This window comes from Mesobacterium pallidum (assembly GCF_019966535.1).
In the GTDB taxonomy this organism is placed as follows: domain Bacteria; phylum Pseudomonadota; class Alphaproteobacteria; order Rhodobacterales; family Rhodobacteraceae; genus Mesobacterium; species Mesobacterium pallidum.
This window is the reverse complement of sequence record NZ_JAIMID010000004.1, coordinates 15,034-38,106: the sequence shown is the minus strand read 5'-3', so window position 1 is coordinate 38,106 and position 23,073 is coordinate 15,034. Positions and strand designations below refer to the sequence as shown.

General features: G+C 66.1%; 23 protein-coding genes and 1 tRNA gene. 10 read left to right on the top strand and 14 right to left on the bottom strand.

Going from position 1 to position 23,073, the window contains the following annotated elements; all coding sequences use genetic code 11:
• The first annotated feature begins 1 nt into the window (after window position 1).
• Genes MF270_RS07305 through MF270_RS07295 form a run of 3 tightly spaced genes read left to right on the top strand, consistent with a single transcriptional unit; the run spans window position 2 to window position 3,682 of the window.
• Entirely contained in the window at window positions 2-883 is an 882-nt protein-coding gene (locus MF270_RS07305; RefSeq protein ID WP_238365219.1) for a DMT family transporter, read from the top strand.
• Window positions 884-898: 15 nt separating this feature from the next.
• On the top strand, window positions 899-1,807 hold the full coding sequence (locus MF270_RS07300) for a DMT family transporter (RefSeq protein WP_238365218.1): 909 nt from the start codon (window positions 899-901) through the stop codon (window positions 1,805-1,807).
• A 54-nt stretch (window positions 1,808-1,861) separates the two neighbouring features.
• Window positions 1,862-3,682, top strand: coding sequence for a M3 family oligoendopeptidase (locus tag MF270_RS07295; protein ID WP_238365217.1), 1,821 nt, complete (start codon window positions 1,862-1,864; stop codon window positions 3,680-3,682).
• A 246-nt stretch (window positions 3,683-3,928) separates the two neighbouring features.
• Here the strand turns inward: MF270_RS07295 and MF270_RS07290 are convergent.
• A tRNA-Arg gene (locus MF270_RS07290) sits at window positions 3,929-4,005 on the bottom strand.
• A gap of 176 nt (window positions 4,006-4,181) precedes the next feature.
• On the opposite strand from MF270_RS07290, the gene MF270_RS07285 reads away from it, so the two are divergent.
• Entirely contained in the window at window positions 4,182-5,738 is a 1,557-nt protein-coding gene (locus MF270_RS07285) for a class I adenylate-forming enzyme family protein (RefSeq protein WP_238365216.1), read from the top strand.
• Window positions 5,739-5,985: 247 nt separating this feature from the next.
• Window positions 5,986-6,381, top strand: a complete 396-nt coding sequence (locus tag MF270_RS07280; RefSeq protein WP_238365215.1) for a RidA family protein — start codon at window positions 5,986-5,988, stop codon at window positions 6,379-6,381.
• Between the two features lie 127 nt (window positions 6,382-6,508).
• Here the strand turns inward: MF270_RS07280 and MF270_RS07275 are convergent, their stop codons facing one another.
• The 11 genes from MF270_RS07275 to iscR all read right to left on the bottom strand — a co-directional run bounded on the left by MF270_RS07275 (window position 6,509) and on the right by iscR (window position 15,734).
• Window positions 6,509-6,748, bottom strand: a complete 240-nt coding sequence (locus MF270_RS07275; protein ID WP_238365214.1) for an acyl carrier protein — start codon at window positions 6,746-6,748, stop codon at window positions 6,509-6,511.
• A gap of 144 nt (window positions 6,749-6,892) precedes the next feature.
• Entirely contained in the window at window positions 6,893-8,113 is a 1,221-nt protein-coding gene (locus MF270_RS07270; protein WP_238365213.1) for a cysteine desulfurase, read from the bottom strand.
• On the bottom strand, window positions 8,106-8,684 hold the full coding sequence (locus tag MF270_RS07265; protein ID WP_238365212.1) for a Yip1 family protein: 579 nt from the start codon (window positions 8,682-8,684) through the stop codon (window positions 8,106-8,108). Before MF270_RS07265 ends, MF270_RS07270 begins: the two co-directional genes overlap by 8 nt.
• Window positions 8,681-9,181, bottom strand: a complete 501-nt coding sequence (locus MF270_RS07260) for a YIP1 family protein (RefSeq protein ID WP_238365211.1) — start codon at window positions 9,179-9,181, stop codon at window positions 8,681-8,683. Before MF270_RS07260 ends, MF270_RS07265 begins: the two co-directional genes overlap by 4 nt.
• The gene (locus MF270_RS07255) at window positions 9,181-10,464 is read right to left on the bottom strand and encodes a SufB/SufD family protein (protein WP_238365210.1); all 1,284 of its coding nucleotides are present in this window, start codon (window positions 10,462-10,464) and stop codon (window positions 9,181-9,183) included. Before MF270_RS07255 ends, MF270_RS07260 begins: the two co-directional genes overlap by 1 nt.
• A complete protein-coding gene (gene sufC / locus MF270_RS07250) occupies window positions 10,464-11,219 on the bottom strand; it encodes a Fe-S cluster assembly ATPase SufC (protein WP_238365209.1) in 756 nt (251 codons plus the stop codon). Before sufC ends, MF270_RS07255 begins: the two co-directional genes overlap by 1 nt.
• Window positions 11,220-11,263: 44 nt before the next feature.
• Complete coding sequence (locus MF270_RS07245) at window positions 11,264-11,578, bottom strand: heavy metal-binding domain-containing protein (protein WP_238365208.1); 315 nt, start codon at window positions 11,576-11,578, stop codon at window positions 11,264-11,266.
• Window positions 11,575-12,360, bottom strand: coding sequence for an FkbM family methyltransferase (locus tag MF270_RS07240; protein ID WP_238365207.1), 786 nt, complete (start codon window positions 12,358-12,360; stop codon window positions 11,575-11,577). The genes MF270_RS07245 and MF270_RS07240 overlap by 4 nt, the downstream gene beginning before the upstream one ends.
• A gap of 25 nt (window positions 12,361-12,385) precedes the next feature.
• Entirely contained in the window at window positions 12,386-13,909 is a 1,524-nt protein-coding gene (gene sufB / locus MF270_RS07235) for a Fe-S cluster assembly protein SufB (RefSeq protein ID WP_238365206.1), read from the bottom strand.
• A 160-nt stretch (window positions 13,910-14,069) separates the two neighbouring features.
• On the bottom strand, window positions 14,070-15,116 hold the full coding sequence (locus MF270_RS07230; protein WP_238365205.1) for a cysteine desulfurase family protein: 1,047 nt from the start codon (window positions 15,114-15,116) through the stop codon (window positions 14,070-14,072).
• 120 nt (window positions 15,117-15,236) lie between these two features.
• Window positions 15,237-15,734: a Fe-S cluster assembly transcriptional regulator IscR gene (iscR, locus tag MF270_RS07225; RefSeq protein ID WP_238365204.1), complete on the bottom strand. Its 498-nt coding sequence runs from the start codon at window positions 15,732-15,734 to the stop codon at window positions 15,237-15,239.
• A gap of 155 nt (window positions 15,735-15,889) precedes the next feature.
• Here iscR and MF270_RS07220 point away from each other — a divergent pair, with 155 nt between their 5' ends.
• The 4 genes from MF270_RS07220 to MF270_RS07205 are packed head-to-tail and all read left to right on the top strand — an operon-like array spanning window position 15,890 to window position 17,825.
• A complete protein-coding gene (locus MF270_RS07220) occupies window positions 15,890-16,543 on the top strand; it encodes an alpha/beta hydrolase (RefSeq protein WP_238365203.1) in 654 nt (217 codons plus the stop codon).
• Between the two features lie 19 nt (window positions 16,544-16,562).
• The gene (locus tag MF270_RS07215) at window positions 16,563-16,820 is read left to right on the top strand and encodes a hypothetical protein (protein ID WP_238365202.1); all 258 of its coding nucleotides are present in this window, start codon (window positions 16,563-16,565) and stop codon (window positions 16,818-16,820) included.
• The gene (locus MF270_RS07210) at window positions 16,817-17,263 is read left to right on the top strand and encodes a hypothetical protein (RefSeq protein ID WP_238365201.1); all 447 of its coding nucleotides are present in this window, start codon (window positions 16,817-16,819) and stop codon (window positions 17,261-17,263) included. The genes MF270_RS07215 and MF270_RS07210 overlap by 4 nt, the downstream gene beginning before the upstream one ends.
• Window positions 17,247-17,825: an HD domain-containing protein gene (locus MF270_RS07205; RefSeq protein WP_238365200.1), complete on the top strand. Its 579-nt coding sequence runs from the start codon at window positions 17,247-17,249 to the stop codon at window positions 17,823-17,825. Before MF270_RS07210 ends, MF270_RS07205 begins: the two co-directional genes overlap by 17 nt.
• Before the next feature lie 71 nt (window positions 17,826-17,896).
• On the opposite strand, the gene mfd is transcribed toward MF270_RS07205, so the two are convergent.
• Window positions 17,897-21,343, bottom strand: a complete 3,447-nt coding sequence (gene mfd / locus MF270_RS07200) for a transcription-repair coupling factor (RefSeq protein WP_238365199.1) — start codon at window positions 21,341-21,343, stop codon at window positions 17,897-17,899.
• 4 nt (window positions 21,344-21,347) lie between these two features.
• On the bottom strand, window positions 21,348-21,875 hold the full coding sequence (locus tag MF270_RS07195; protein WP_238365198.1) for a component of SufBCD complex: 528 nt from the start codon (window positions 21,873-21,875) through the stop codon (window positions 21,348-21,350).
• 124 nt (window positions 21,876-21,999) lie between these two features.
• Here MF270_RS07195 and hemB point away from each other — a divergent pair, with 124 nt between their 5' ends.
• Window positions 22,000-22,995 carry a porphobilinogen synthase gene (gene hemB, locus MF270_RS07190; RefSeq protein ID WP_238365197.1) on the top strand — a complete coding sequence of 332 codons (996 nt, stop codon included), beginning with the start codon at window positions 22,000-22,002 and terminating at the stop codon, window positions 22,993-22,995.
• The last annotated feature ends 78 nt before the right edge of the window (window positions 22,996-23,073 follow it).

The window sequence follows — 23,073 nt, the reverse complement described above, 5'->3', positions numbered from 1 at the left end:
CATGTCGCATACTCTCAAGGCCGCGCTTTGGATGACGGGTGCGATTGCGTCCTTCTCGTCCATGGCGGTGGCGGGCCGCGCGGTGAGCTTCGAGCTCGATACCTTTGAAATCATGATGTATCGCAGCCTCGTGGGCGTGGTGCTGGTGCTGACGGTCTCGACCTTGCTGGGCACGCGGTCCCAGATCCGGGCCACGCGACTCGGCACCCATGCGATCCGCAACCTGGGCCATTTCGCCGGCCAGAACCTGTGGTTCTACGCCATTACCGTGGTACCGCTGGCGCAGGTCTTCTCGGTCGAGTTCACGGCGCCGATCTGGGCGATGCTGATGGCCGTCGTGATCCTGGGCGAGGCGCTGACCCGCGCGCGGATCGTCGCCGCCGGGATCGGCTTTGTCGGCATCCTCGTGGTGGCGCGGCCCTGGGGCGACGGGTTCGACCCGAACATCGTCTTTCCGGCGCTGGCGGCCATCGGCTTTGCCGTCTCGGCCGTCTTCACGCGCTTGCTGACACGGACCGAGACGATCACGACCATCCTCTTCTGGCTCACCGCGATGCAGGCGGTCTTCGGCCTGGTCTGCGCGGGCTTTGACGGCGACATCGCCCTGCCCTCGGCCACCACCGCGCCCTGGCTGGCGCTGATCGCCTGCGCGGGGCTGGTCGCGCACCTGTGCCTGACCAAGGCGCTGTCGCTGGCCCCGGCCTCGGTCGTGATGCCGATCGACTTTGCCCGCCTGCCGGTGATCGCCATCGTCGGCATGGTCCTTTACGACGAGCCGCTGGATCCTTGGGTGATCCTTGGCGCGGCGCTGATCTTTGGCGGGAATTATTACAACATCCTCAACGAGACCCGCAGGAACCGGATTGGCGCCACCCCGGCCTGAGCGCCATATGCCGGCATGGCCCCGCAAAAGATCCTCTCTGCACGCGCGCTGGCGCTGCTGCTTCTGCTCGCCCTCCTGTGGGGCGGGTCCTTCCTGTCGATCCGGCTGGCGCTGAACGAGATCGGCCCGCTCTGGGCCGTGGCGCATCGGACGGTCTGGGCGGCGCTGATCCTGTGGGGCTGGGTGCTGTGGCGCCGCATCCCGCTGCCCGCCGCGCGGGACTGGGTCGGCTTTGCGGGCATGGGCCTGCTGAACAACGTGATCCCCTTTGGCCTGATGGCCTGGGGGCAGCTCTATATCGAAAGTGGGCTCACCTCGATCCTGAACGCCGCCACCGCGCTTTTCGGCGTGCTGGTGGCGGCGGCGATTTTCCCGGACGAGCGGCTGACTCCCGCACGCCTTGCCGGCGTGCTGACCGGCCTTGGCGGCGTAGCCCTGGCCATCGGGCCCGAGGCGCTGGCGAGCTTCGACCTGCGCAGCCTGGCGCAGCTGGCGGTGCTGGCGGGCACGATCTCTTACGCCTTTGCCAGCGCCTGGGCCCGCGTGCACCTGTCGGGCCTGCGCCCCGAGGTGGCGGCGGCCGGCATGCTGACCTGCGCGTCGCTGATCGCCATTCCGGCGGCCCTTGCGCTGGAAGGCCCGCCCGAGCTCACGCTCTCGACGACCACCCTCGCCGCCATCGCCTATTACGCCGGGGCGGCCACGGCGCTGGCCTACCTGCTGTATTACCGCGTGCTGGCGCTGGCGGGCGCGGGCAACCTGATGCTGGTCACCCTCCTGATCCCGCCCATCGCGATCGTCCTTGGCGCGCTGGTGCTGGGCGAAGCCCTGCCGCCCCGCGCCTTTGCCGGCTTTGCCCTGATCGCCGCCGGGATGGGCCTGCTGACGGGGCGCATTCCCCTGCCCCCGCGCTCGGGCCCTTGAACAGGGGCGCATGGGGGTCTACCTCGGGACAACAGACTTCCGATAGGAGAGACCATGTTCCACCTGCCGTTCCCCGTGCGCGACGCCAATGCTTCCTCCAGCACAAAGGACCTGGGCGATCTGCCCGAGTGGGACCTCGCGGATCTCTACGCCGCGCCCGATGCGCCCGAGATCAAGCGTGACCTCGACTGGCTGGAAGAGGCTTGCACCAGTTTCGCGACGGATTACGAGGGCAAGCTGGCGGATCTGGATGCGGACGGGATGCTCGAGTGCATCCTGCGCAACGAACGCATCAGCACGGTCGCGGGCCGGATCATGTCCTACGCGGGCCTGCGCTACTACCAGCTGACCACCGACGCGGAACGGGCCAAGTTCCTGTCGGACTTGCAGGAAAAGATCACCAACTACACCACGCCGCTGGTCTTCTTCACGCTCGAGCTGAACCGGCTGGAGGACGACGCGCTGGACACCCGCTTTGCGGAAAACGGCGAGCTGGCGCGGTACAAGCCGGTCATCGACCGCATCCGTGCAATGAAACCCTACCAGCTGTCGGACGAGCTGGAAAAGTTCCTGCATGACCTCGGCGTGGTCGGCGACGCCTGGGAAAAGCTGTTCGACGAGACCATCGCGGGGCTGACCTTCGAGGTCGACGGCGAAGAGCTCGGCATCGAGGGCACGCTGAACCTGTTGACCGAACAGGACCGCGACCAGCGCGAGGCCGCCGCGCGCGAACTGGCCCGCGTCTTTGCCGAGAACATCAAGATCTTTGCCCGGGTGCACAACACCTCGGCCAAGGAGAAAGAGATCATCGACCGCTGGCGGGGCATGCCCTCGGCCCAGATGGGCCGGCACTTGTCGAACGACGTGGAACCCGAGGTGGTCGAGGCGCTGCGCAACGCGGTGGTCGCCGCCTACCCGCGCCTCAGCCACCGTTATTACGAGCTGAAGCGCAAGTGGCTTGGCCTGGACCGGATGCAGGTCTGGGACCGCAACGCGCCGCTGCCGATGGAAACCACCCGCATCGTCGGCTGGGACGAGGCCCAGAAGACAGTGATGGACGCCTATGCCGGCTTCGATCCCCGCATGGCCGAGATCGCGGAGCCGTTCTTTACCAAGGGCTGGATCGATGCGGGCGTCAAGCCTGGCAAGGCGCCCGGCGCCTTTGCCCACCCCACCGTCACCGAGGTGCATCCTTACGTGATGCTCAACTACCTCGGCAAGCCGCGCGACGTGATGACACTGGCGCATGAGCTGGGCCATGGCGTGCACCAGGTGCTGGCCGCCGGTCAGGGCGAGATGCTGTCCTCAACCCCGCTGACGCTGGCCGAAACGGCAAGCGTGTTCGGCGAGATGCTGACCTTCCGCTCGATGCTCGACAAGGCCAAGGACCAGGCGGAACGCAAGGTGATGCTGGCCGGCAAGGTCGAGGACATGATCAACACGGTCGTGCGCCAGATCGCATTCTACGATTTCGAGTGCAAGCTGCACGAGGCGCGCCGGGGCGGAGAGCTGACCCCCGACGACATCAACGCCCTGTGGATGTCGGTGCAGGCCGAAAGCCTCGGGCCGGCCTTCGATTTCATGGACGGGTACGAGACTTTCTGGGCCTATATCCCGCATTTCGTGCATTCGCCCTTTTACGTCTATGCCTATGCCTTCGGCGACGGCCTGGTGAACGCGCTGTACGCGGCCTACCAGGAGGCGCCCGAGGGCTTCCAGGAGAAGTATTTCGACATGCTCAAGGCGGGCGGGTCCAAGCACCACAAGGAGTTGCTGGAACCCTTCGGCCTCGACGCGTCGGACCCGACCTTCTGGGACAAGGGCTTGTCGATGATCGAAGGCTTCATCGACGAGCTGGAGGCGATGGAGGGGTGATCCACCGTCCTGCTCCGCCCTTCGGGCGATGCGCCCGGAGCGCGGAGCAAGGAATGCGACCGCCGCTGCCGCCGACCGCTCGGGGATATGCGCGAGCGCGTTGACCGAACACAGGCCCGATTTCGTCGGGCCGTTCCTGTATCCGAACCACGGCATAGCAGCTTTTGGCCCCGGCAACGGAAGTGCCGGGCCTACGCACATGGGCGCATGAACCAGACGCAGCGCCGAGACCTGTCAATGAGAAGGTGGCGCACCCGACAGGATTCGAACCTGTGGCCTCTGCCTTCGGAGGGCAGCGCTCTATCCAGCTGAGCTACGGGTGCCTGCGCGACCTCGTACAAGAGCCATCTGGCGCATGCAAGCCCCTTCGGCCTTGTGTGGCGCGTGAAAAGGCAGGGGGGTGCAAACTTCGGCCCGGACCCGAACTGACGCATGACAAGGACCGCCGCGCAGGGTAGCGTGACGCAAAGACAGCCGGCCGGCACGAAGGAACAGACCCATGATCGACGTCGACAAGATCAAGCCCATCAGCGCGTTGATCCGGGCCCAGGCCGAACAGCGCCCCGACAAGATGGCCTTTGCCGACCGAAACCGGCGTATCACCTTTGCTGAGCTCGATACCGAGACCGAGAACCTGGCCAAGGGCCTGCGCGCGCTGGGGCTCGAACCCGGGGACAACGTCGCCGTACTGCTGCCGAACTCGGTCGACCAGGTGGTGTCGATGCTGGGGATCGTGCGCGCAGGGCTGACCTGCATGGCAATGCCCTACGACGCAGTCGCCAAGGAAGTCGCCTTCAAGATGACCGATGCCGAGACGCGCACGATCATCACCCGGGCCGGGCGGCGCGAGCTGCTGGCGGGGCTCGAGGAGGTGCCGATCGACACCGTGCTGGTGACCGACAAGCCCAAGGACGCCGAGCTGCCCTTCCGCGAGATCGTCGCCACCCCGCGCGACATCGAGCTGCCGGTCGAGGACCTGCAGGCGCTGGCCTTCCTCGGCTATACCTCGGGCACCACGGGCAATCCCAAGGGCGTGCAACTGCGCAGCTACTCGGCGGTCTACATGAATGCCGGCTGCATGGCGCCGATCCTCGGCCTCAGCGACCGCGACGTCATGGTCTGCCCCCTGCCCCTGCTGCATGCCTTCGCGCTCTTCTGCTGCGTGATCCCGACGGTGGCGCAGGGCGCCTCGACCTATATCATCGGTCGCTTCACCCCCGGCGAGATGGTCAAGCGCATCGCCGAGGAAAAGGCCACCGTCGCCTTCGGCGTGCCGACCATGTACCATCACATGCTGCTCCATGCCGAAGAGCACGGGCTGTCCGACCTGTCCTCCCTGCGCTTTTGCATGTCGGCCGGCGCGCCGCTGGGGCCGGCGCTGTTCAACAAGTTCCAGGAAGAGCTGGGCGTGCCGCTGCTCGACGGCTTCGGCTCGACCGAGACGGCGGGCCAGGCGACGATCAACTGGCTGGGCGGCAAACGCGTGCCGGGCAGCTGCGGCATCCCGATCCTGGGCGTCATGGTCCGCGTGGTCGATCCCGAGACCGGCGTCGACAAGTCCTACGGCGAGGAAGGCGAGATGATCGTGCGCGGCCCGAACCTGATGACCGGCTACCACAAGCGCCCCGAGGACACCGCCCGCGCGCTGCGCGGCGGCTGGTATCACACCGGAGACCTCGCGCGCTACGACCGCGACGGCTATCTCACCGTGACCGGGCGGCTGAAAGAGATCATCATCCGAGGCGGCCAGAACATCGCGCCGGTCGAGATCGAGGAATGCGTGCTGCAGATGCCCGGCGTGCGCGACTGCGCCGTGGCCGGCATCCCCGACGAAGAGATGGGCGAGGTGCCCGCCGTCTTTGTCATCGGACACGAGGGCAAGCCCGCCCCGACCCATTCCGAGATCGTCGACTGGTGCACCTCGCGCCTGACGCCTTACAAGATCCCGTCGATCTCGATGGCCGTTCCGGAGATCCCCCGCACGCCTTCGGGCAAGGTGAAACGGTTCCTGCTGGTCGAGGCCTACGAGAAGCAAGGGCTGGAAGCCGAGGCCTGACCCTTCGTTCCCATGCTACAGAATAGCGCCGGGGCCGCCCTTTCGCAGGAAACGGGTCAGCCTTGAGCTCTTGGCCAAGCAGGCACACCGCACTGTCGGGCGCCAGCTCGCCCGGGCATTCTCGCGGACAGCTGGCCATGGATGTCGGCCACGCGGACGACGCTGCCGCCGACAGGTTTGCATGGATGAATACTTGGACGCTGCAAAATGATACTCTTCCTCCGAAAGATGTGCCGGAGGAGATTTCATGGGACAGGAACGTACACTGATATCCAACGGGAACCCCATGGAGAGTATCGTGGGGTTTAGCCGCGCTGTCCGCGTGGGAAACTTCATCGCGGTCGGTGGCACTGCGCCGGTCGACGCCAACGGCCAAACTGTGGGTGTCGGGGATGTTTTCAAGCAAACGAAGCAATGCTTCGAGATCATCAAGACCGCATTGGAACTAGCCGGGTCCGGTTTACAGGACATCGTCAGGACACGGGTCATCCTGACGGACATCGACACCTGGAAAGACGCCATAGAGGCGCGAAAACTCTACTGCCTCGATGCGCGTCCGGTTGACACGATCATGGCAATCAATCGCTTTGTGAACCCCGAATGGCTTGTTGAGATCGAAGTGGACGCCGTGGTCGCGGATTGACCCCCGCCGGATCGAGAAAGCTCAACGCCGTTAACCCGCTACGTGCGCGCCCGAGTTCCTCGCATGCACGCTGAACTGAAAAGCCCCGGCAGTACGACCGGGGCTTTCTGGTTCCACGCCAAACCGTTCACTCGACCATGCTGGCCAGCTTGTCCACCAGCTGCCCGGCGGTCTTGATGTCGGCCCCGAGGTCATCGACCAGGTCCTCGCCGCCGAACTCGTCTTCGAATTCAAGCACGAATTCGGTGAACGAGATCGAGGCCATGTTCAGCCCGTCGCCAAAGATCTTGTCGTCCGGCGCGATCGGGCCGGCCTTCTTGGAATACTTTTCGAGCAGGGCGTAGATCCTGGCCTTGGTGTCCGACATGGGGAATCCTTCGTGAAACACAGCGACGACACTTTGATCCCAAGTGAGCGCCTTGCGCAAGATGTGGCGATCCCCCTGCGGCACCGGGCCGCCGCAGTCGGCTCTGCCGGGATGCGCCGCCGACCCCGACATACGGAGGCAAGATCAGCCGAAAAGCTCGTGCGCCAGTTCGAGCGCATCGACTAGAACGTCGACCTCGGCCTCGGTGTTGTACATCGCGAATGACGCGCGGCAGGTGGCCGTGACCCCGAGGTGATCCATCAGCGGGCCGGCGCAATGGTGGCCGGCGCGCACCGCGACCCCCTTCTTGTCGAGGATGGTCGAGATGTCATGCGCATGGGCCGCCCCGTTCAGCGTGAAGCTGAAGATCGCCGCCTTGGTCGCGGATTTCCCCTGCACGTTCAGCCAGTTGAGCCCGTCCAGCCGGGTGCGGGCATAGTCGCGCAGGCGCGTCTCGTGGGCGGCGATGTTGTCCATCCCCACCTCCATCATGTACTCGAGCGCAACGCCAAGGCCGATGGTCTGCACGATGCCGGGGGTGCCCGCCTCGAACTTCATCGGCGGGTCGTTGTAGGTGACGGCATCCTTGGTCACCTCGCGGATCATGTCGCCGCCCCCCATGAAGGGGCGCATCTCGGCCATCCGCTCCTTGGCGATGTAGATCGCGCCCGAACCCGAGGGGCCATAAAGCTTGTGGCCGGTGATGGCGTAGAAATCGCAGCCGATTTCCTTGACGTTGACCGGCATGTGCACGGCGCCCTGGCTGCCGTCGACCAGCACCGGCACGCCCTTGGCCCGCGCACCATCACAGATCGCCTTGACGTCCACCACAGTGCCCAGCACGTTCGACAGCTGCGTGACGGCGACGAGCTTGGTCCTGGGCCCGATGGCGTCGATCACCTTCTGCGGGTCGAGATCGCCGTTGGCGTCCACATCCACCCATTTCAGCACCACGCCCTGCCGTTCGCGCAGGAAGTGCCAGGGGACGATGTTGGCGTGATGCTCCATCACCGACAGCACGATCTCGTCGCCGGCTTCCATGCGCGGCATTGCCCAGCCATAGGCGACCGTGTTGATCCCCTCGGTCGTGCCCGAGTTCATCACGATCTCGTCCTCATCCCGAACGCCAAGGAACCGGGCGATGATCGCGCGCGTGCCCTCGTATTTCTCGGTGGCGAGGTTCGACAGGAAATGCAGGCCGCGGTGCACGTTGGCATATTCCTGCGAATAGGCTTGCGTGATCGCGTCGATCACCACCTGCGGCTTCTGCGCCGAGGCGCCATTGTCGAGGTAAACCAGCGGCTTGCCGTTCACCTCGCGCGACAGGATCGGGAAATCGGCGCGGATCTTTTCGACGTCAAGCAAGGGGAAGCTCCGACATTTGCGGCGCGGCAAGCGACCAGAGGAAAGACAGAAGGATGGCAACGGCGATGCCACCCAGCACCACGGCGATCAGGGCCGGGACCGGCTCGATCTCGTGCACCGCGGCGACGAAGTTCACGGCGACCCATACGCCGATCAGCATGACAAGGACCCCCACAAGAAAGGCAAAGGCGTCGCCCAGCACGAGGCTGCCGATCAGCAGCGTGATCTGCGCGGTGACGCGCAGGCCCTGCATCCAGGTGACCACGGCCAGCAACTGCTCGAACGTGCCGGTGCCGCCGAAAAGCCGCCCGGAGGCGGTGAAGGCGGCAACCAGCCCCATCATGCCCGCCGCGACAAAGGCGACAAAGCCAACGGGGCCGCCAAGGGTCGGGAAGCCCTCGATCGGGGTGAGATACAGGCTGAGCTGGGTGGACACGCCGCCCAGGATCGCGACCAGCCAGAAGGCCGGCCATGTCAGCGCGGACGGCAGGTGCTTGACCTCGGCCCCCGCCGCGCGCGGGTCGGCAATGCTGCGGATCGCCAGCTGCACCCAGTCCTGAACCGCGTTCATGCCGCCTGCCCCACCGCGTTCGTGGCCCGAAGGCCGCCAATCCAGAACCAGGCGAAGACGCCCAGCCAGGCGTAAAGCAACAGAGACAGCTCCATCCCCTGGCCCACAAGGCCCGCGACCAGCCCCATCAGCAGCGTGAGCGGAGAGATCGCCAGGAGCGCCCAGAAGAGCGCGAGCCGCGCGCCGGAAAAGCCGCCCTGCCCGGCACCAAGCAGCCGCGCGACGCCGTGGCTCAGCGCCGCAAAGCCATAGGCCAGCATCGGCACGAAGGCGAGGATGCCAAGCGCCGAAAAGAACAGCCGCGCCGGAAGCGGCGGGCCCTCGGGGTCCAGCGCCGCCATCCGCGCCTCGGTCGGGGCGCGGGCCACGAACAGCAGGATGCTGGCCATCATCAGGAAGTAAAGCGCGCGGCTTTCGCGCGCCTCGAGCGTCATGAGACGCGCAACCACCCGGCCGGGACCCCGCCAGGTGGCCGCGATATCCTGCGTCAGAGACATCAGCCCCGACGCCGCTCCAGCCACTCGCTGAGGCGGGTGTTGATGCATTCCTGCAGGCGTTCGTCCTCGATCTCCTGCACCGCTTCAGCGAGGAAGGCGAGCGTCAGCAGGTCGGTCGCCAGCCCCTCAGGCACCCCGCGCGAGCGCAGGTAGAAGAGGCCGGTTTCGTCGATCGCGCCCGAGGTGGAGCCATGCGAACAGGCCACGTCATCGGCGTAGATCTCAAGCTCGGGCTTGGCATAGAACTGGCTGTCGTCGTCCAGCAGCAGCGACTGGCTCAACTGGTAGCCGTCGGTCTTCTGCGCGCCCGCCTTGACCAGGATCTTGCCCTGGAAGACACCCGTGGCGCCGTTGCGCAGCACCTTCTTGAACACCTGCCGGCTTTCGCAACCGACCGCGTCATGGGTGATGAACACCGTGTCGTCATGCAGGAAATCGCCATCCCCGACACAGGCGCCGGCCACATGGGCCACGGCATCGTCGCCGGTGAACTCGACTACGACCTCGTTGCGGGTCAGCACTCCGTTGGCGGTCGAGGTGAAGGACTTGAAGACCGATTCAGCACCCAGCCGCGCAAAGATATGCGTGGCGGCGCGGCGCTGGTGGTCGCGGCCCTGCGCGCGGACATGGTGGAAGGTGGCGCCATTGGCGACCTCGACCTCCATCACCTTGTTGAACCGCGCGGCGGCGGGGCCGTTTTCCAGCAGCGTCATCTGGGCGCCCGGTTCCAGCTTGATGACGTGGTGCAGCATCGCGTCCGAGGTCGTCGCACGGTGGAAGTAGCGCAGCAGGATCGGCTTTTCGACCTTGCCGGTAACGCGGATCAACACGCCGTCGGTGGCAAAGGCGGTGTTCAGCGCGGCCAGCGTGCGCGGCACCGGGACCTGGCCGGCGGCTTCCAGCGTGCCGTAAAGGCCCTGCGCCCAATGGATATCTGCGCCGGCCACCTCGGCCAGGCGCGTGATCTCGAGCCCCTCGCCCGCGATCTCGTCCGAGGCCTCGGCGTCGAAGACACCGTCCACGAAGACAAGGCACAGGCGGTCGACCTCGTCGAAGAGCAGCTGCTCATCCATCTCGTAGACCTGGGCCTCGGGCGTCTCGGGGGCGACCAGAGTGTCGGGGCGAGTGTATTTCCAGTACTCGTCGCGCCGCGCGGGCAGGCCCATCGCCTGCACGCGGGCCAGCGCCTCTCGCCGGGCCGTGTCGGTCCAGCCGCCGATCGGCAGCTCGAGCGTTGCCAGCCGCGCCTCGGTCGCGTCCGCTTTCAGCTTGGGAAGGGCCATCACGCGGTCTCCGCCAGGATGTCGGCATACCCGTTGTGCTCAACCTCAAGCGCCAGCTCTGGCCCGCCGGTCTTGATGATCCGGCCGTTCGCCATGATGTGCACCACGTCCGGCTTGATGTGGTCGAGCAGGCGCTGGTAGTGCGTGATGACAAGGAAGCCCCGGCCCTCGTCGCGCAGCGCGTTCACGCCATCGCTGACCAGCTTCATCGCGTCCACGTCAAGGCCGGAATCCGTCTCGTCCAGGATGCACATCTTGGGCTCGAGCATGGCCATCTGCAGGATCTCGTTGCGCTTTTTCTCGCCGCCCGAGAAACCGACGTTCACGGGGCGCTTGAGCATGTCCGCGTCGATCTTGAGCGTCTTGGCCTTTTCGCGCACGACCTTGAGGAACTCGGTCGCCGACATCTCCTCCTGCCCGCGCGCCTTGCGCTGCGCGTTCACGGCTGTCCGCAGGAAGGTCATATTGCCGACGCCGGGGATCTCGACCGGGTACTGGAACGCCAGGAACATGCCGGCGGCGGCGCGCTCCTCGACTTCCATCGCCAGCAGGTCTTCGCCTTCCAGCGTCGCGCTGCCCTCGGTCACCTCGTAGCCGTCGCGGCCCGACAGCACGTAGCTCAGCGTCGACTTGCCCGACCCGTTGGGGCCCATGATGGCATGAACCTTGCCGGCCTCGACCGTCAGGTTCACACCATTGAGGATCTGCTTGTCTTCTTCTTCAAGTTTGACGTGCAGGTTCTTGATTTCCAACATGTATCTCGTCCTTTATCGCGCGGGGGCCAGGCCCCTTTTATCTCTCAGGCCAGGGTGACGGCGGTGCCACTGACGGACACCATCAACATCGAATCCCCGACCACCTCGTAATCCAGGTCAACGCCGACGACGGCATTGGCCCCCATCGCCGCGGCCCGCTGTTCCAGCTCGCGCATGGCGGTGTCGCGCGCGTCCTGCAGCTTGCTTTCATAGGCGCCCGAGCGGCCGCCGATGATGTCCGTGATCCCGGCAAAGAAGTCGCGCACCACGTTGGCCCCCATGATCGCCTCGCCCACCGCGATGCCGTGGTAGGTGGCGATCTTGCGACCTTCTACGTTGTGGGTCGTCGTCAGGATCATGTCGCGTCCTCCGGGATCGGTTCGATCAGGTAGTTTTCGTTCACGCCGTAATGGCGCAATTGGCTGCGGGTGCGGTAGCCGGCCTCGGAAAGCCAGACGCTGAACGCCTCGGCGTTGTCGTCGTCCACCTCGATGAACATCATGGGCTTGCAGCGCTGGATCGTCTTCTCGAGCCCGGCGAGCACCTTCATCTCCATCCCTTCGACGTCGATCTTGATGAAATCGAAGTCCTCGCCGTCAAAGAGGTCGTCCCCCGCATGCACCTGCAGATCGCCCTTGCCCGGCCGCATCCGCGTGGCGCCCAGGTTGCGGTCATGCCGCTTCATGCCGAAGCCCCCTTCCGAGGTGTTCGACAATCCGATCCCCAGCGCCGACATGTCCACCACGTCCTGAACCCCGTTCATGACGATGTTGGCGACCAGCGGCGCCAAGGCGAGCGGGTTGGGTTCGATCACCACGATGCGTGTCGCGCCGTGGAAAAGGGCGAAGAACAGCGCATGGTTGCCCACATTCGCGCCCACGTCCAGCATCCGCATCCCGCGCGGCAACAGGCCCCGCAGCTGTGACAGTTCCTCGGCCTCGAAGAACGTGCCCGCCCGGTGCTTCTTCTGGATCGGGTCACGGTGCATGTTGCAGCAAAAGGTGACGTCCCGCTCCTCGATCCGCGCGCGGACGACGTTCATGGGGGGAAATTCCACGGCTGCGCCCTGCGCCAGACGGCCAAGCGTCTCGCGCAGGTCAAAGTAATCCGGCCCCGTCTTCTGGGTCAGGGGAAGATCCATCGCACCCGTCATGGGAAGCCCCTTGTCAGCCCACCGAGCCTTCGAGGCTGATCGCCACAAGCTGCTGCGCCTCCATGGCGAATTCCATCGGCAGCGCCTGCAGCACGTCTTTGCAGAAGCCGTTCACGACCAGCGCAACCGCCTCTTCCTCATCCATGCCGCGCTGGCGGCAGTAGAAGAGCTGGTCGTCGTCGACCTTGGAGGTCGTCGCCTCGTGCTCGACGCGGGACGAGTTGTTGCGCACCTCGATATAAGGCACCGTGTGGGCCCCGCATTTGTCGCCGATCAGCAGGCTGTCGCACTGGGTGTAGTTGCGCCCGTTCTTGGCCTTGGGATGCATCGACACGAGCCCGCGATAGGTGTTCTGCGCATGGCCCGCGCTTATCCCCTTGGACACGATCCGGCTCTTGGTGTTCTTGCCCAGGTGGACCATCTTGGTGCCGGTATCGGCCTGCTGGTAATTGTTGGCAATGGCGATGGAGTAGAACTCGCCCTGGCTGTCGTCGCCGCGCAGGATGCAGCTGGGATACTTCCAGGTCACGGCCGAGCCGGTTTCGACCTGCGTCCACATCACCTTGGCCCGGTCGCCCCGACAATCGGCGCGCTTGGTGACAAAGTTGTAGATCCCGCCCTTGCCGTTCTCGTCGCCCGGATACCAGTTCTGGACGGTCGAGTATTTCACCTCGGCATCTTCCTCGATGATGATCTCGACCACGGCGGCGTGCAGCTGCGACTTGTCGCGCTGGGGCGCCGTGCAGCCCTCAAGGTAGCTGACGTAAGAGCCCTTGTCGGCGATGATCAGCGTGCGTTCGAACTGGCCGGTGTTCTCGGCGTTGATGCGGAAATAGGTCGACAGCTCCATCGGGCAGCGCACGCCCGGCGGAACGTAGACGAACGATCCGTCGCTGAACACGGCCGTATTCAGCGTGGCATAGAAATTGTCCGACGCGGGCACGACGCTCCCGAGGTACTTGCGCACCAGCTCGGGGTGTTCGCGGATCGCCTCGGAGATCGAGCAGAAGATGACGCCCGCGGCCTTCAGCTCCTTCTGGAAGGTGGTGCCGACGCTGACAGAGTCGAACACCGCGTCCACGGCCACCTTGCGGCCCTCGGCCGGCATGTCCTCGGCGCCCTCGACCCCGGCCAGGATCATCTGTTCCTTCAGCGGGATGCCCAGCTTTTCATAGGTCGCCAGCAGCTTGGGGTCGACCTCGTCCAGGGACTTGGGCCTCACTTCCATGCTCTTGGGACGGGCGTAGTAATACTGGTCCTGGAAATCGATCTCGGGGTAATCGACCATGGCCCAGTCGGGCTCTTCCATCTTGACCCAGCGCTCCAGCGCCTGCAGGCGCCAGTCGGTCATCCACTGGGGCTCTTCGTTCTTCTGCGAGATGAGGCGCACGATATCGGGGGTCAGGCCCTTGGGGGCGTAATCCATCTCGATCTCGGTTTCCCAGCCGTACTTGTACTTGCCGCCGACCTCGCGCACGGCATCCACCGTCTGCTGGTCGACGCCTTCCTTGACCTGGGTCTCGTCCGTCATGGCCATGTCGGCGTCCTTTCCTCGGGCCCCGCGTACCGGGGCTGATCGTTTCCTCGCGGGGACCGGCCCCGCGTCCTGTCGCATTCGGGCCCCGTTGCCGGCGCCCTTCTCGGGGCCTCGCGCAGCCCCGTCAATCCCTGTCGGCGCGTCCCCGCGCCACGTCACGTCAGCCCCGCCGCCGCGCCACGAACCGCGCCCGTTGGGCCAGCCAGGCCTCGGCAAACCGCATCACCTGCGCTTCGGTCACCTGCGGGCCCAGGCTGATGCGCAGGCTGCTGACCGCCGCCACGTCATCGAACCCCATGGCCTGCAAAACGTTGCTGGCCTTGACCTTGCCGCTGGAACAGGCCGAGCCCGCGGATACGGCGAACCCCGCAAGGTCCATCTGCATCACCTGGGTCTCGCCCTTCCATCCGGGCGTCAGGATCATCGTGGTGTTCGGCAGCCGCGCAGAAGCATTTCCGACAAAAATAGTCTCCTTCGCTTCGGACGCAAGCACGTTTTCTAGAATCTTTCTAATTGCGGCGACCCGCTCCCAGGTGCCATCCGCCAGGTCCCGCGCGGCTGCCTCGGCAGCGGCGCCGAAACCCGCGATCCCGATCACGTTCTCGGTGCCCGAGCGACGCCCCATTTCCTGCCCGCCGCCCCGGATCTGCGCCGGCACCTCGGTGCCGCGCTTGACCACCAGGGCACCCACGCCCTTGGGCCCGCCCAGTTTGTGGGCCGAGACCAGCGCCATCTGCGCGCCCGACCAGTTGAAGGCCAGCGGCACCTTGCCGAAGGCCTGCGTCATGTCGCTGACCGCCAGCCCCTCGGGCAGATCCTGCAAGACGCCCGTCTCGGAATTGGCCGCCTGCAACACCGACCGCGCCGGATCGACGACCGTCACCCGGCCATCCGCATCGACCGGCAGCGCCTCGTCGATCCAGGCGCGCACGGCATCATGCTCGACCGCCGCGCCCATCAGCCCCCGGCCCGCACAGGCCAGCGCCGCCGCCTCGGTCGCGCCCGAGGTGAATATCACGTCGGCCCCCTCGGCCCCCAGCGCCGCCGCCACCTGGGCGCGGGCCTTTTCGACGATCCCCTTGGCCGCCCGCCCCTCGGCATGGACGGAAGAGGGGTTCCCGACGACCGCCATCGCGGCGATCATCGCATCGCGCGCCTCGGGCCGCAAAGGCGCCGTGGCATTCCAGTCCAGGTACACCCTTTGCATCAGGCCCCTACTTCACTGTTCCGAAAATACTCCGGGAGGTCTGGAGGGCAGCGCCCTCCAGGGCCTGCGTGGCGGATACGCAAACCGACCGGCGTGCGCAGCACTCCGCGCGGGGCAGGCTCACGCCTCGTCCGCCACCGGCGCGATGGCCTCGGCCCCGGCCTCGTCCACCACGGCAAAGATGCCCGGCACCGCCGGACAGGGCGCCAACCCGTTGTCTATCACGTCCGACAGGCGCGTCTGGTGCAGGAAGACATAGACATGGGCCGACAGGCTCTGCCACAGCCGGTTGGTCAGCGATTGCGCCCGGCTGCCCGAGAGGCCCCCGCTGGCGCCCGCGCCGGTGTGCATGGCATCCACGGTCTCGTCCACCGCCGACAGCACCTCGACCACCCGGATCTCGGACGCCGGCCGCGCCAGGCGGTAGCCACCGCCCGGCCCACGCACCGACACGACCAGCTCGGCCCGCCGCAGCTTGACGAAGAGCTGCTCGAGATAGGGCAGAGAGATGCTCTGCCGCCGCGAGATGTCGCCGAGGTTGACCAGCGATCCGTCGGGCTGCATCGCCAGGTCCGTCAGCGCCACCATTGCATAGCGGCCCTTGGTGCTCAGCTTCATCGACCTGCTCCCCCACAATTCATTGACCTTCGCGCCCTCAGCGACTATCTGCCGAAAGGCCCTGCCGGCAGGGTCCCGCGATTTGGAATTGTTCTAAGGTGGTCGAGCGTTTTCGTCAAGAATGCGCACCCACCCAGTCAGGAGTGACGCACCGCATGCCCGAGGTGATTTTCCCCGGCCCCGAAGGCCGCCTGGAAGGCCGCTACCATCCGCAGAAGGAACGGGACGCGCCCATCGCCATCGTGCTGCATCCGCACCCGCAATTCGGCGGAACGATGAACAACAAGGTCGTCTACAACCTGCATTATGCCTTCTACAACATGGGCTTCACCGTGCTGCGGTTCAATTTCCGCGGCGTTGGGCGCAGCCAGGGCGAATACGACCAGGGCATCGGCGAGCTGAGCGATGCCGCCTCGGCGCTCGACTACCTGCAGTCGATGAACAACAACTCGAAACATTGCTGGGTCGCCGGATTCTCCTTTGGTGCCTGGATCGGCATGCAGCTGTTGATGCGCCGGCCCGAGATCACGGGATTCGTCTCGGTCTCCCCGCCGGCCAACATGTACGACTTTTCTTTCCTGGCGCCCTGCCCGTCGTCGGGCCTGATCATCAACGGCACCGGCGACCGCGTGGCCCCGCCCGCGGACACCCAGTCGCTGGTCGGCAAGCTGCAGGAACAGAAGGGAATCACGATCACCCACCAGGAGGTCGAGGGCGCGGGCCACTTCTTCGAAGAGCCGCACATGGACACGCTGACCGAAAGTGTCACCGATTACGTCAAGCGCCGCCTGACCGAATCCACCCGCTGAACCTGCCCCGGAGGCCCAGATGTCGAAAACCATCGAGACGCTCGCGTCGAAACTGGCCGATGACACGATGAAGGCGATGAAGGAGTTGGGTGAGGACCGGCTTTTCGTCGAGGTCGGCAACGTGCTTGCCGCCGCCTCCCAGACGCTGGAAGAAGCCTATATCACCGAGATCCGGGTGCGAATGGCCGAGGAAAAGGCCCGCAAGTTCCTGGTCGACAAGGTCAAGGCCGCGCGGGCCGAAAAGGCCGCCGCGGCCGCGCCCCCGACGGCGGAGTGACCCGCGCCGCGCTGCCCATCGGGCTGCTGCTTGGTTCGGCCCTCACCCTGTCGCTGCTGCTGCAACTCGGCGAACAGGGCTGGCGCCAATGCCTCGGGCAAGCGTCGGAGGTCAGCCGCCTGATGGCCGACACGGCACTGACGCCCGTGTCGTCGCTCATGGCGGCGGGCCTGCTCTTGGGCCCCTTCGCCGGTTTTGCGCTGTTTCTTGCCCTCGCGCGCAACCCACGCCAGCGGAAGGTCCTGCTGGCCGGCGCGGCGCTCTTCGGCCTGTTCTGCGCCTGGGCCCTCCTGCCGCCCGCGTCCCAACATGACTGCGACCGCAAGGGAACCCATGGGGCCTTTGTCCTTCCGGTGCTGATCGTCGCCGGCTGGATTGCAGCCCTTTTCACCAACAAGATCACCTGCCTGTGGGGAGCCTGCGCCCATGACCCGACGCCTTGATGCCCAGATGGCCTTCCTGCTGGAAGCCGACAAGCTGAAATCGGTGACCCGCGCCACGCGGCTCTGCGACAACTCCCGCCACGAAAACTCGGGCGAACACTCCTGGCACATCGCGCTTTACGCGCTGATCCTGGGCGAACACGCGCCCGAGGGCGTCGACATCGACCGGGTGATCCGGATGCTGCTGATCCACGACCTGGTCGAGATCGACGCGGGCGACCACCCGGTCTTTGGCGACCACGACCCGGCGCAGCAGGAAGCCGAAGAGAAAGCGGCGGCCGACCGGATCTTCGGCCTGCTGCCTGCCGACCAACGGGACGCCTTGCGCGCGCTCTGGGACGAGTTTGAGGCGGCGGAAAGCGTGGACGCGCAATTCGCCAAGGCGATCGACCGGTTCCAGACCCCGAACCACAACATCGCCTCGGGTGGCGGGTCCTGGGTGGACTACAAGGTGGCGCAGGAAACGGTCGAGGCCCGGGTCGGGTCCGGCATCAAGCGCGGGGCGCCGACCCTCTGGGCCTGGCTGCAGCCGCGCATCGCGGCCTGGTTCGCCGCCCGCTGACCGGGTGCCCCCCGCGAAAAGTCTTCTGACGAAGACTTTTCAGTCCGCCCGCCCCCGCGGAAAAATCTTCTTCACGAAGATTTTTCGGCCGCGCGCACCTTCTTGGCCAGGTCCTGGGCGATGGCGAAGGCGCCCTTGATCTTGTCGCTGTCCTTCTTCCAGTCGCGCCGGACGACGATCTTGTTGTCCTTGACCTTGGCGAGGCCCTTCTGGTCCTGGATGAACTCGACCAGCCCCTGCGGATTGGCGAACTTGTCGTTGTGGAACTGGATCGTCGCGCCCCGCGGCCCGCCGTCCAGCTTGGCGATCCCGGCCCGCTTGCACATGTCCTTGATCCGCACCACCAGCAGCAGCGTGTTCACCTCGCGCGGCAACTTGCCGAAGCGATCGATGAGCTCGGCCGCAAAGCCTTCCAGTTCCACCTTGGTATGCAACTCGCTGAGGCGGCGGTAGAGGCCGAGGCGCACGTCGAGGTCGGGCACATAGTCCTCGGGGATCAGCACCGGCACGCCAAGGTTGATCGTCGGTGCCCAGTGGTCGTCGACCTCCGACAGCCCCTCGAGCGCGCCCGACCGGATCTTGGCAATCGCCTCTTCCAGCATCGACTGGTAGAGCTCATAGCCCACGTCGCGCATCTGACCCGACTGCTCTTCGCCCAGCAGGTTCCCGGCCCCGCGGATGTCGAGGTCCTGGCTGGCCAGCGTGAACCCGGCGCCGAGGCTGTCGAGCGAGCCCAGCACGCGCAGCCGTTTTTCCGCTGTGGCCGTCAGCTTGGTGCGCGGCTTGGTCGTGAGATAGGCATAGGCGCGGGTCTTGGAGCGCCCCACCCGGCCGCGGATCTGGTAAAGCTGCGCCAACCCGAACATGTCCGCCCGGTGCACCACCATCGTGTTCGCCGTCGGGATGTCGAGGCCGGATTCCACGATCGTCGTCGCCAGCAGCACGTCGTACTTGCCGTCGTAGAAGGCGTTCATCCGGTCGTCGAGCTCTCCGGCCGCCAGCTGGCCATGGGCGACGATGACGCTGACCTCGGGCACCTGGGTCCGCAGGAACTCCTCGATCTCGGGCAGGTCGGCGATGCGCGGCACCACGTAGAAGCTTTGCCCGCCGCGATAGCGTTCGCGCAGCAGCGCCTCGCGGATCGTCACCGCGTCGAATTCACTCACGTAGGTGCGGATGGCCAGGCGATCCACGGGGGGCGTGCCGATGATCGACAGGTCCCGCACGCCCGACAGCGACAGCTGCAGCGTGCGCGGAATCGGCGTCGCGGTCAGCGTCAGCACATGGATATCGCTGCGCAGCTGTTTCAGCCGTTCCTTGTGGGTGACGCCGAAATGCTGTTCCTCGTCGATCACCAGCAGGCCGAGGGTCTTGAACCGGATGCCCTTGGCCAGGATGGCATGGGTGCCGATGACGATGTCCACCGTGCCCCTGGCCATGCCGTCGCGCGTCTCGGCCGCCTCCTTGGCCGGCACGAAGCGCGACAATTGCCGCACTTCGAGCGGGAAGCCCCGGAACCGTTCGGCGAAACTCTTGGCGTGCTGCCGCGCCAGCAGCGTCGTCGGCGCGATCACCGCGACCTGCACGCCCGACATCGCGGCGATGAAGGCGGCGCGCATCGCCACCTCGGTCTTGCCGAAACCGACGTCGCCACAGATCAGCCGGTCCATCGGCTGGCCCGACTGCAGGTCGTCCATGACCTCGCCGATGGCGCGCAGCTGGTCGTCCGTCTCTTCGTAGGGAAAGCGCGCGCAGAAGGCGTCCCACATCCCCGTCGGCGGCTCAAGCATCGGCGCCTTGCGCAGCGCCCGTTCGGCCGCGACGCGGATCAGCCGGTCGGCCATCTCGCGGATGCGTTCCTTGAGCCGCGCCTTTTTCGCCTGCCAGGCGCCCCCGCCCAGCTTGTCCAAAAGCCCCTCGTCATGGCCGTAACGGCTGAGCAGCTCGATGTTCTCGACCGGCAGGTAGAGCCGCGCGTTTTCGGCATATTCCAGCTGCAGGCATTCATGCGCGGCGCCGGCGGCGGTGATGACCTCGAGCCCGTGGTAGCGGCCGATCCCGTGGTCCACGTGGACCACCAGGTCGCCGGGGCTGAGGCTTTGCGCCTCGGTCAGGAAGTTCTCGGCCCGGCGTTTCTTGCGCGGGGCGCGGATCAGCCGGTCGCCCAGCACGTCCTGTTCCGAGATGACCGTGAGGCCCTTGGCCTCGAACCCCGCATCCAGCGCCCAGACCGTCAGGTAAAGCCCGCGCTTGCCGACGCGCGAGAAGTCCGAGACATGGATCGTCTCGGACAGGCCCTCGTCCTCGATCAGACCCGAAAGGCGTTCGCGGGCGCCCTCGGAATAGGAGGCGATGACCACCGGCCCGACTTCGAGCTTTGCCTTCACGTGATCCGCCAAGGCCGCAAAAAGGCTGACGTTTTCCAGTTGACGCTCGGGCAAGAAATTGCGCCCGATCCGCCCGCCCGCATCCTTGACGCCCGGACCCGAGGCCTGCGCCAGCGGATGGAACTGCAACCGGCGGCGGCCGGCCACCGCCTGCTCCCACGCCGCGTCGTCCATGTAAAGCAGCCCCGGCGGCGCGGGCTTGTAGACGGAATCGAGCGAGGCCTTCTGTTCAAGCGCATGCTTGCGCGCGCCGTATTGATCCTCCACCTGCTCCCAGCGGCTCAGGCGCGCGGCGGTCAGCTGGTCGTCCTGCGTGATCGTGGCGCCCGGCAGGTAGTCGAATAGCGTCTCGAGCCGGTCGTGGAAGAACGGCAGCCAATGCTCGACCCCCGCATGTTTCCGCCCCGCGCTGACGCTTTCATACAGCGGGTCCGAGGCGCCGCCGGCCCCGAATTCGATCCGGTAATTCTGCCGAAAGCGCGTGATGGCGCTGTCGTCCAGGATCACCTCGCTGACCGGCGCCAGTTCGACCACGTCGAGCTTTTCCGTCGTACGTTGCGTCCCCGGATCGAACCGCCGCGCCCCGTCGAGGATGTCGCCGAAGAGATCCAGCCGCACCGGCCCCAGATCGCCCGGCGGATAGATGTCGATGATCCCGCCGCGGATCGCGTAATCGCCGGGCTCTGTCACGGTGGGCGCCTGGGAAAAGCCCATGCGCACCAGGAAGTTGCGCAGCGCGCCCTCGTCCACGCGGTCGCCCACCCGGGCGGCAAAGGCCGCCTCGCGCAGCACCTCGCGGGCGGGCACCCGCTGGGTCGCGGCGTTGAGCGTGGTCAGCAGTACGAACCGCTCGGGCATGCCATGCACCAGCGCCGCCAGCGTCGCCATGCGCTGCGCCGAGATGTCGGCATTGGGGCTGACGCGATCGTAAGGCAGGCAATCCCAGCCGGGAAAGACCACGACCGGCATGGCGGGGTCGAAGAACCGCAGCGCGTCCCGCATCGCCGCCAGCCGCTTGTCGTCGCGCGCCACGTGGATGACGGGGCCGTTGGCGGCCACCTCCTCGAGCACGAGACGGGCGTCGAACCCCTCGGGCGCGCCGCCGACGGTGATATTCTGAACCGCGTTCATCGCCTCAGTAGCCGGGGATCGCCAGCGAGAGGTTCTTGAACATGCCCCAGGCGGCGGTGAAGAAGATCGCGACCATGCCGATGATCTGGGTGTAGACGCGGTGGCGCATCAGCTGCTTGCGCAGCGCCTCGCCGGTCGGCTGCTTCCGCTCGATGATCCGCGCGGTGTTGAGGCTGAGCCCGCCGACAAGGCTCATCGGGAAGCCCAGAAGGAACAGTGCCTGGGCGAATTCGACATTGTACCAGAAGCCGCCGATCGCCAGCGAGGTCAGCACGAAACAGGTGATGGCCAGCATCCAGATCCCTGCCACGCGCCCGATATAGAGCATGCGGTTGGTGTAGATGCGCACCAGGTCCTCGAGGTCCTTCTCGGCCTCGCCCCCGCGCCGCCGGGCCCGGTTCAGCATGTCGAAGGGCACGCCGATGATCCAGTGGCTGGCCGTCGACCACATCACCGCAAGCGCGATCCAGAACCACAGGTTCGAGAACGAGCGCATGTCGATGACTTCCAGGATGGTCTGGTAAATGTCCAAAGGTCGGTCCCTGTCCCCGGGTGCGGCGTGTCGCCGGTCATTAGCGCAAGGCGCGGCAAAAGCCCAGACTTGCGGATTGTTTCATTCCATGCCACCTGATCCCGGCAGGATCAAGGAGTTAGACATGACCCAGGGCCCCTTCCCCGCCACCCGGTTCCGCCGCGCCCGGTCAAGCGCCGCGCTGCGGGCGCTGACCTGCGAAAACACGCTGTCGACCGGCGACCTGATCTGGCCCGTCTTTGTCCGTGACGGCGTGGGCGTGCAGGAAGAGGTCCCGTCCATGCCCGGCGTCTTCCGCCGATCGGTGGACCTGATCGCCGAGGCCGCGCAGGAGGCGGAAAGCCTTGGCATTCCGGCCATCTGCCTTTTTCCCTACACGGATCCCGCGCTCAAGACCGAGGATTGCGCCGAGGCCTGGAACCCCGAGAACCTCAGCAACCGCGCCACCCGCGCGATCAAGGCCGCCGCCCCCGGCATCGCGGTGATGACCGACGTGGCGCTCGACCCCTACAACATCAACGGCCATGACGGCTTTGTCGTGGACGGAGAGATCGTGAACGACGATACGGTCGAGGCGCTGGTGAAACAGGCGCTGTCCCAGGCCGAGGCCGGCGCCGACATCATCGGCCCCTCGGACATGATGGACGGCCGCATCGGCGCGCTGCGCGATGCGCTCGAAGGCGCGGGCCACAAGAACGTCTGCCTGATGAGCTATTCGGCCAAGTATGCCAGCGCCTTCTACGGGCCGTTCCGCGACGCGGTGGGTGCCTCGGGCGCGCTCAAGGGCGACAAGGCGACCTACCAGATGAACCCCGCCAATGCCGCCGAGGCGTTGCGGCTGGTCGAGCGGGACCTCTCCGAAGGCGCCGACATGGTCATGGTCAAGCCCGGGATGCCCTACCTCGACATCTGCCGGCAGGTAAAGGACGCCTTCGGCGCGCCGACCTACGCCTACCAGGTGTCGGGCGAATACGCGATGCTCAAGGGCGCCGCATTGAACGGCTGGGTCGATGGCACCAAGGTGATGATGGAGAGCCTTCTGGCCTTCAAGCGCGCCGGCTGCGACGGCATCCTGACCTATTTCGCGCCCGAGGCCGCCCGCCTGCTGCGTCAAGGTTGATCTCTGCGGGTCGCGTGATCCCGCCGACATGGACGGTTTGGGGTGACTTGGCCGCACTTGGCATGTAACCTGACCCCT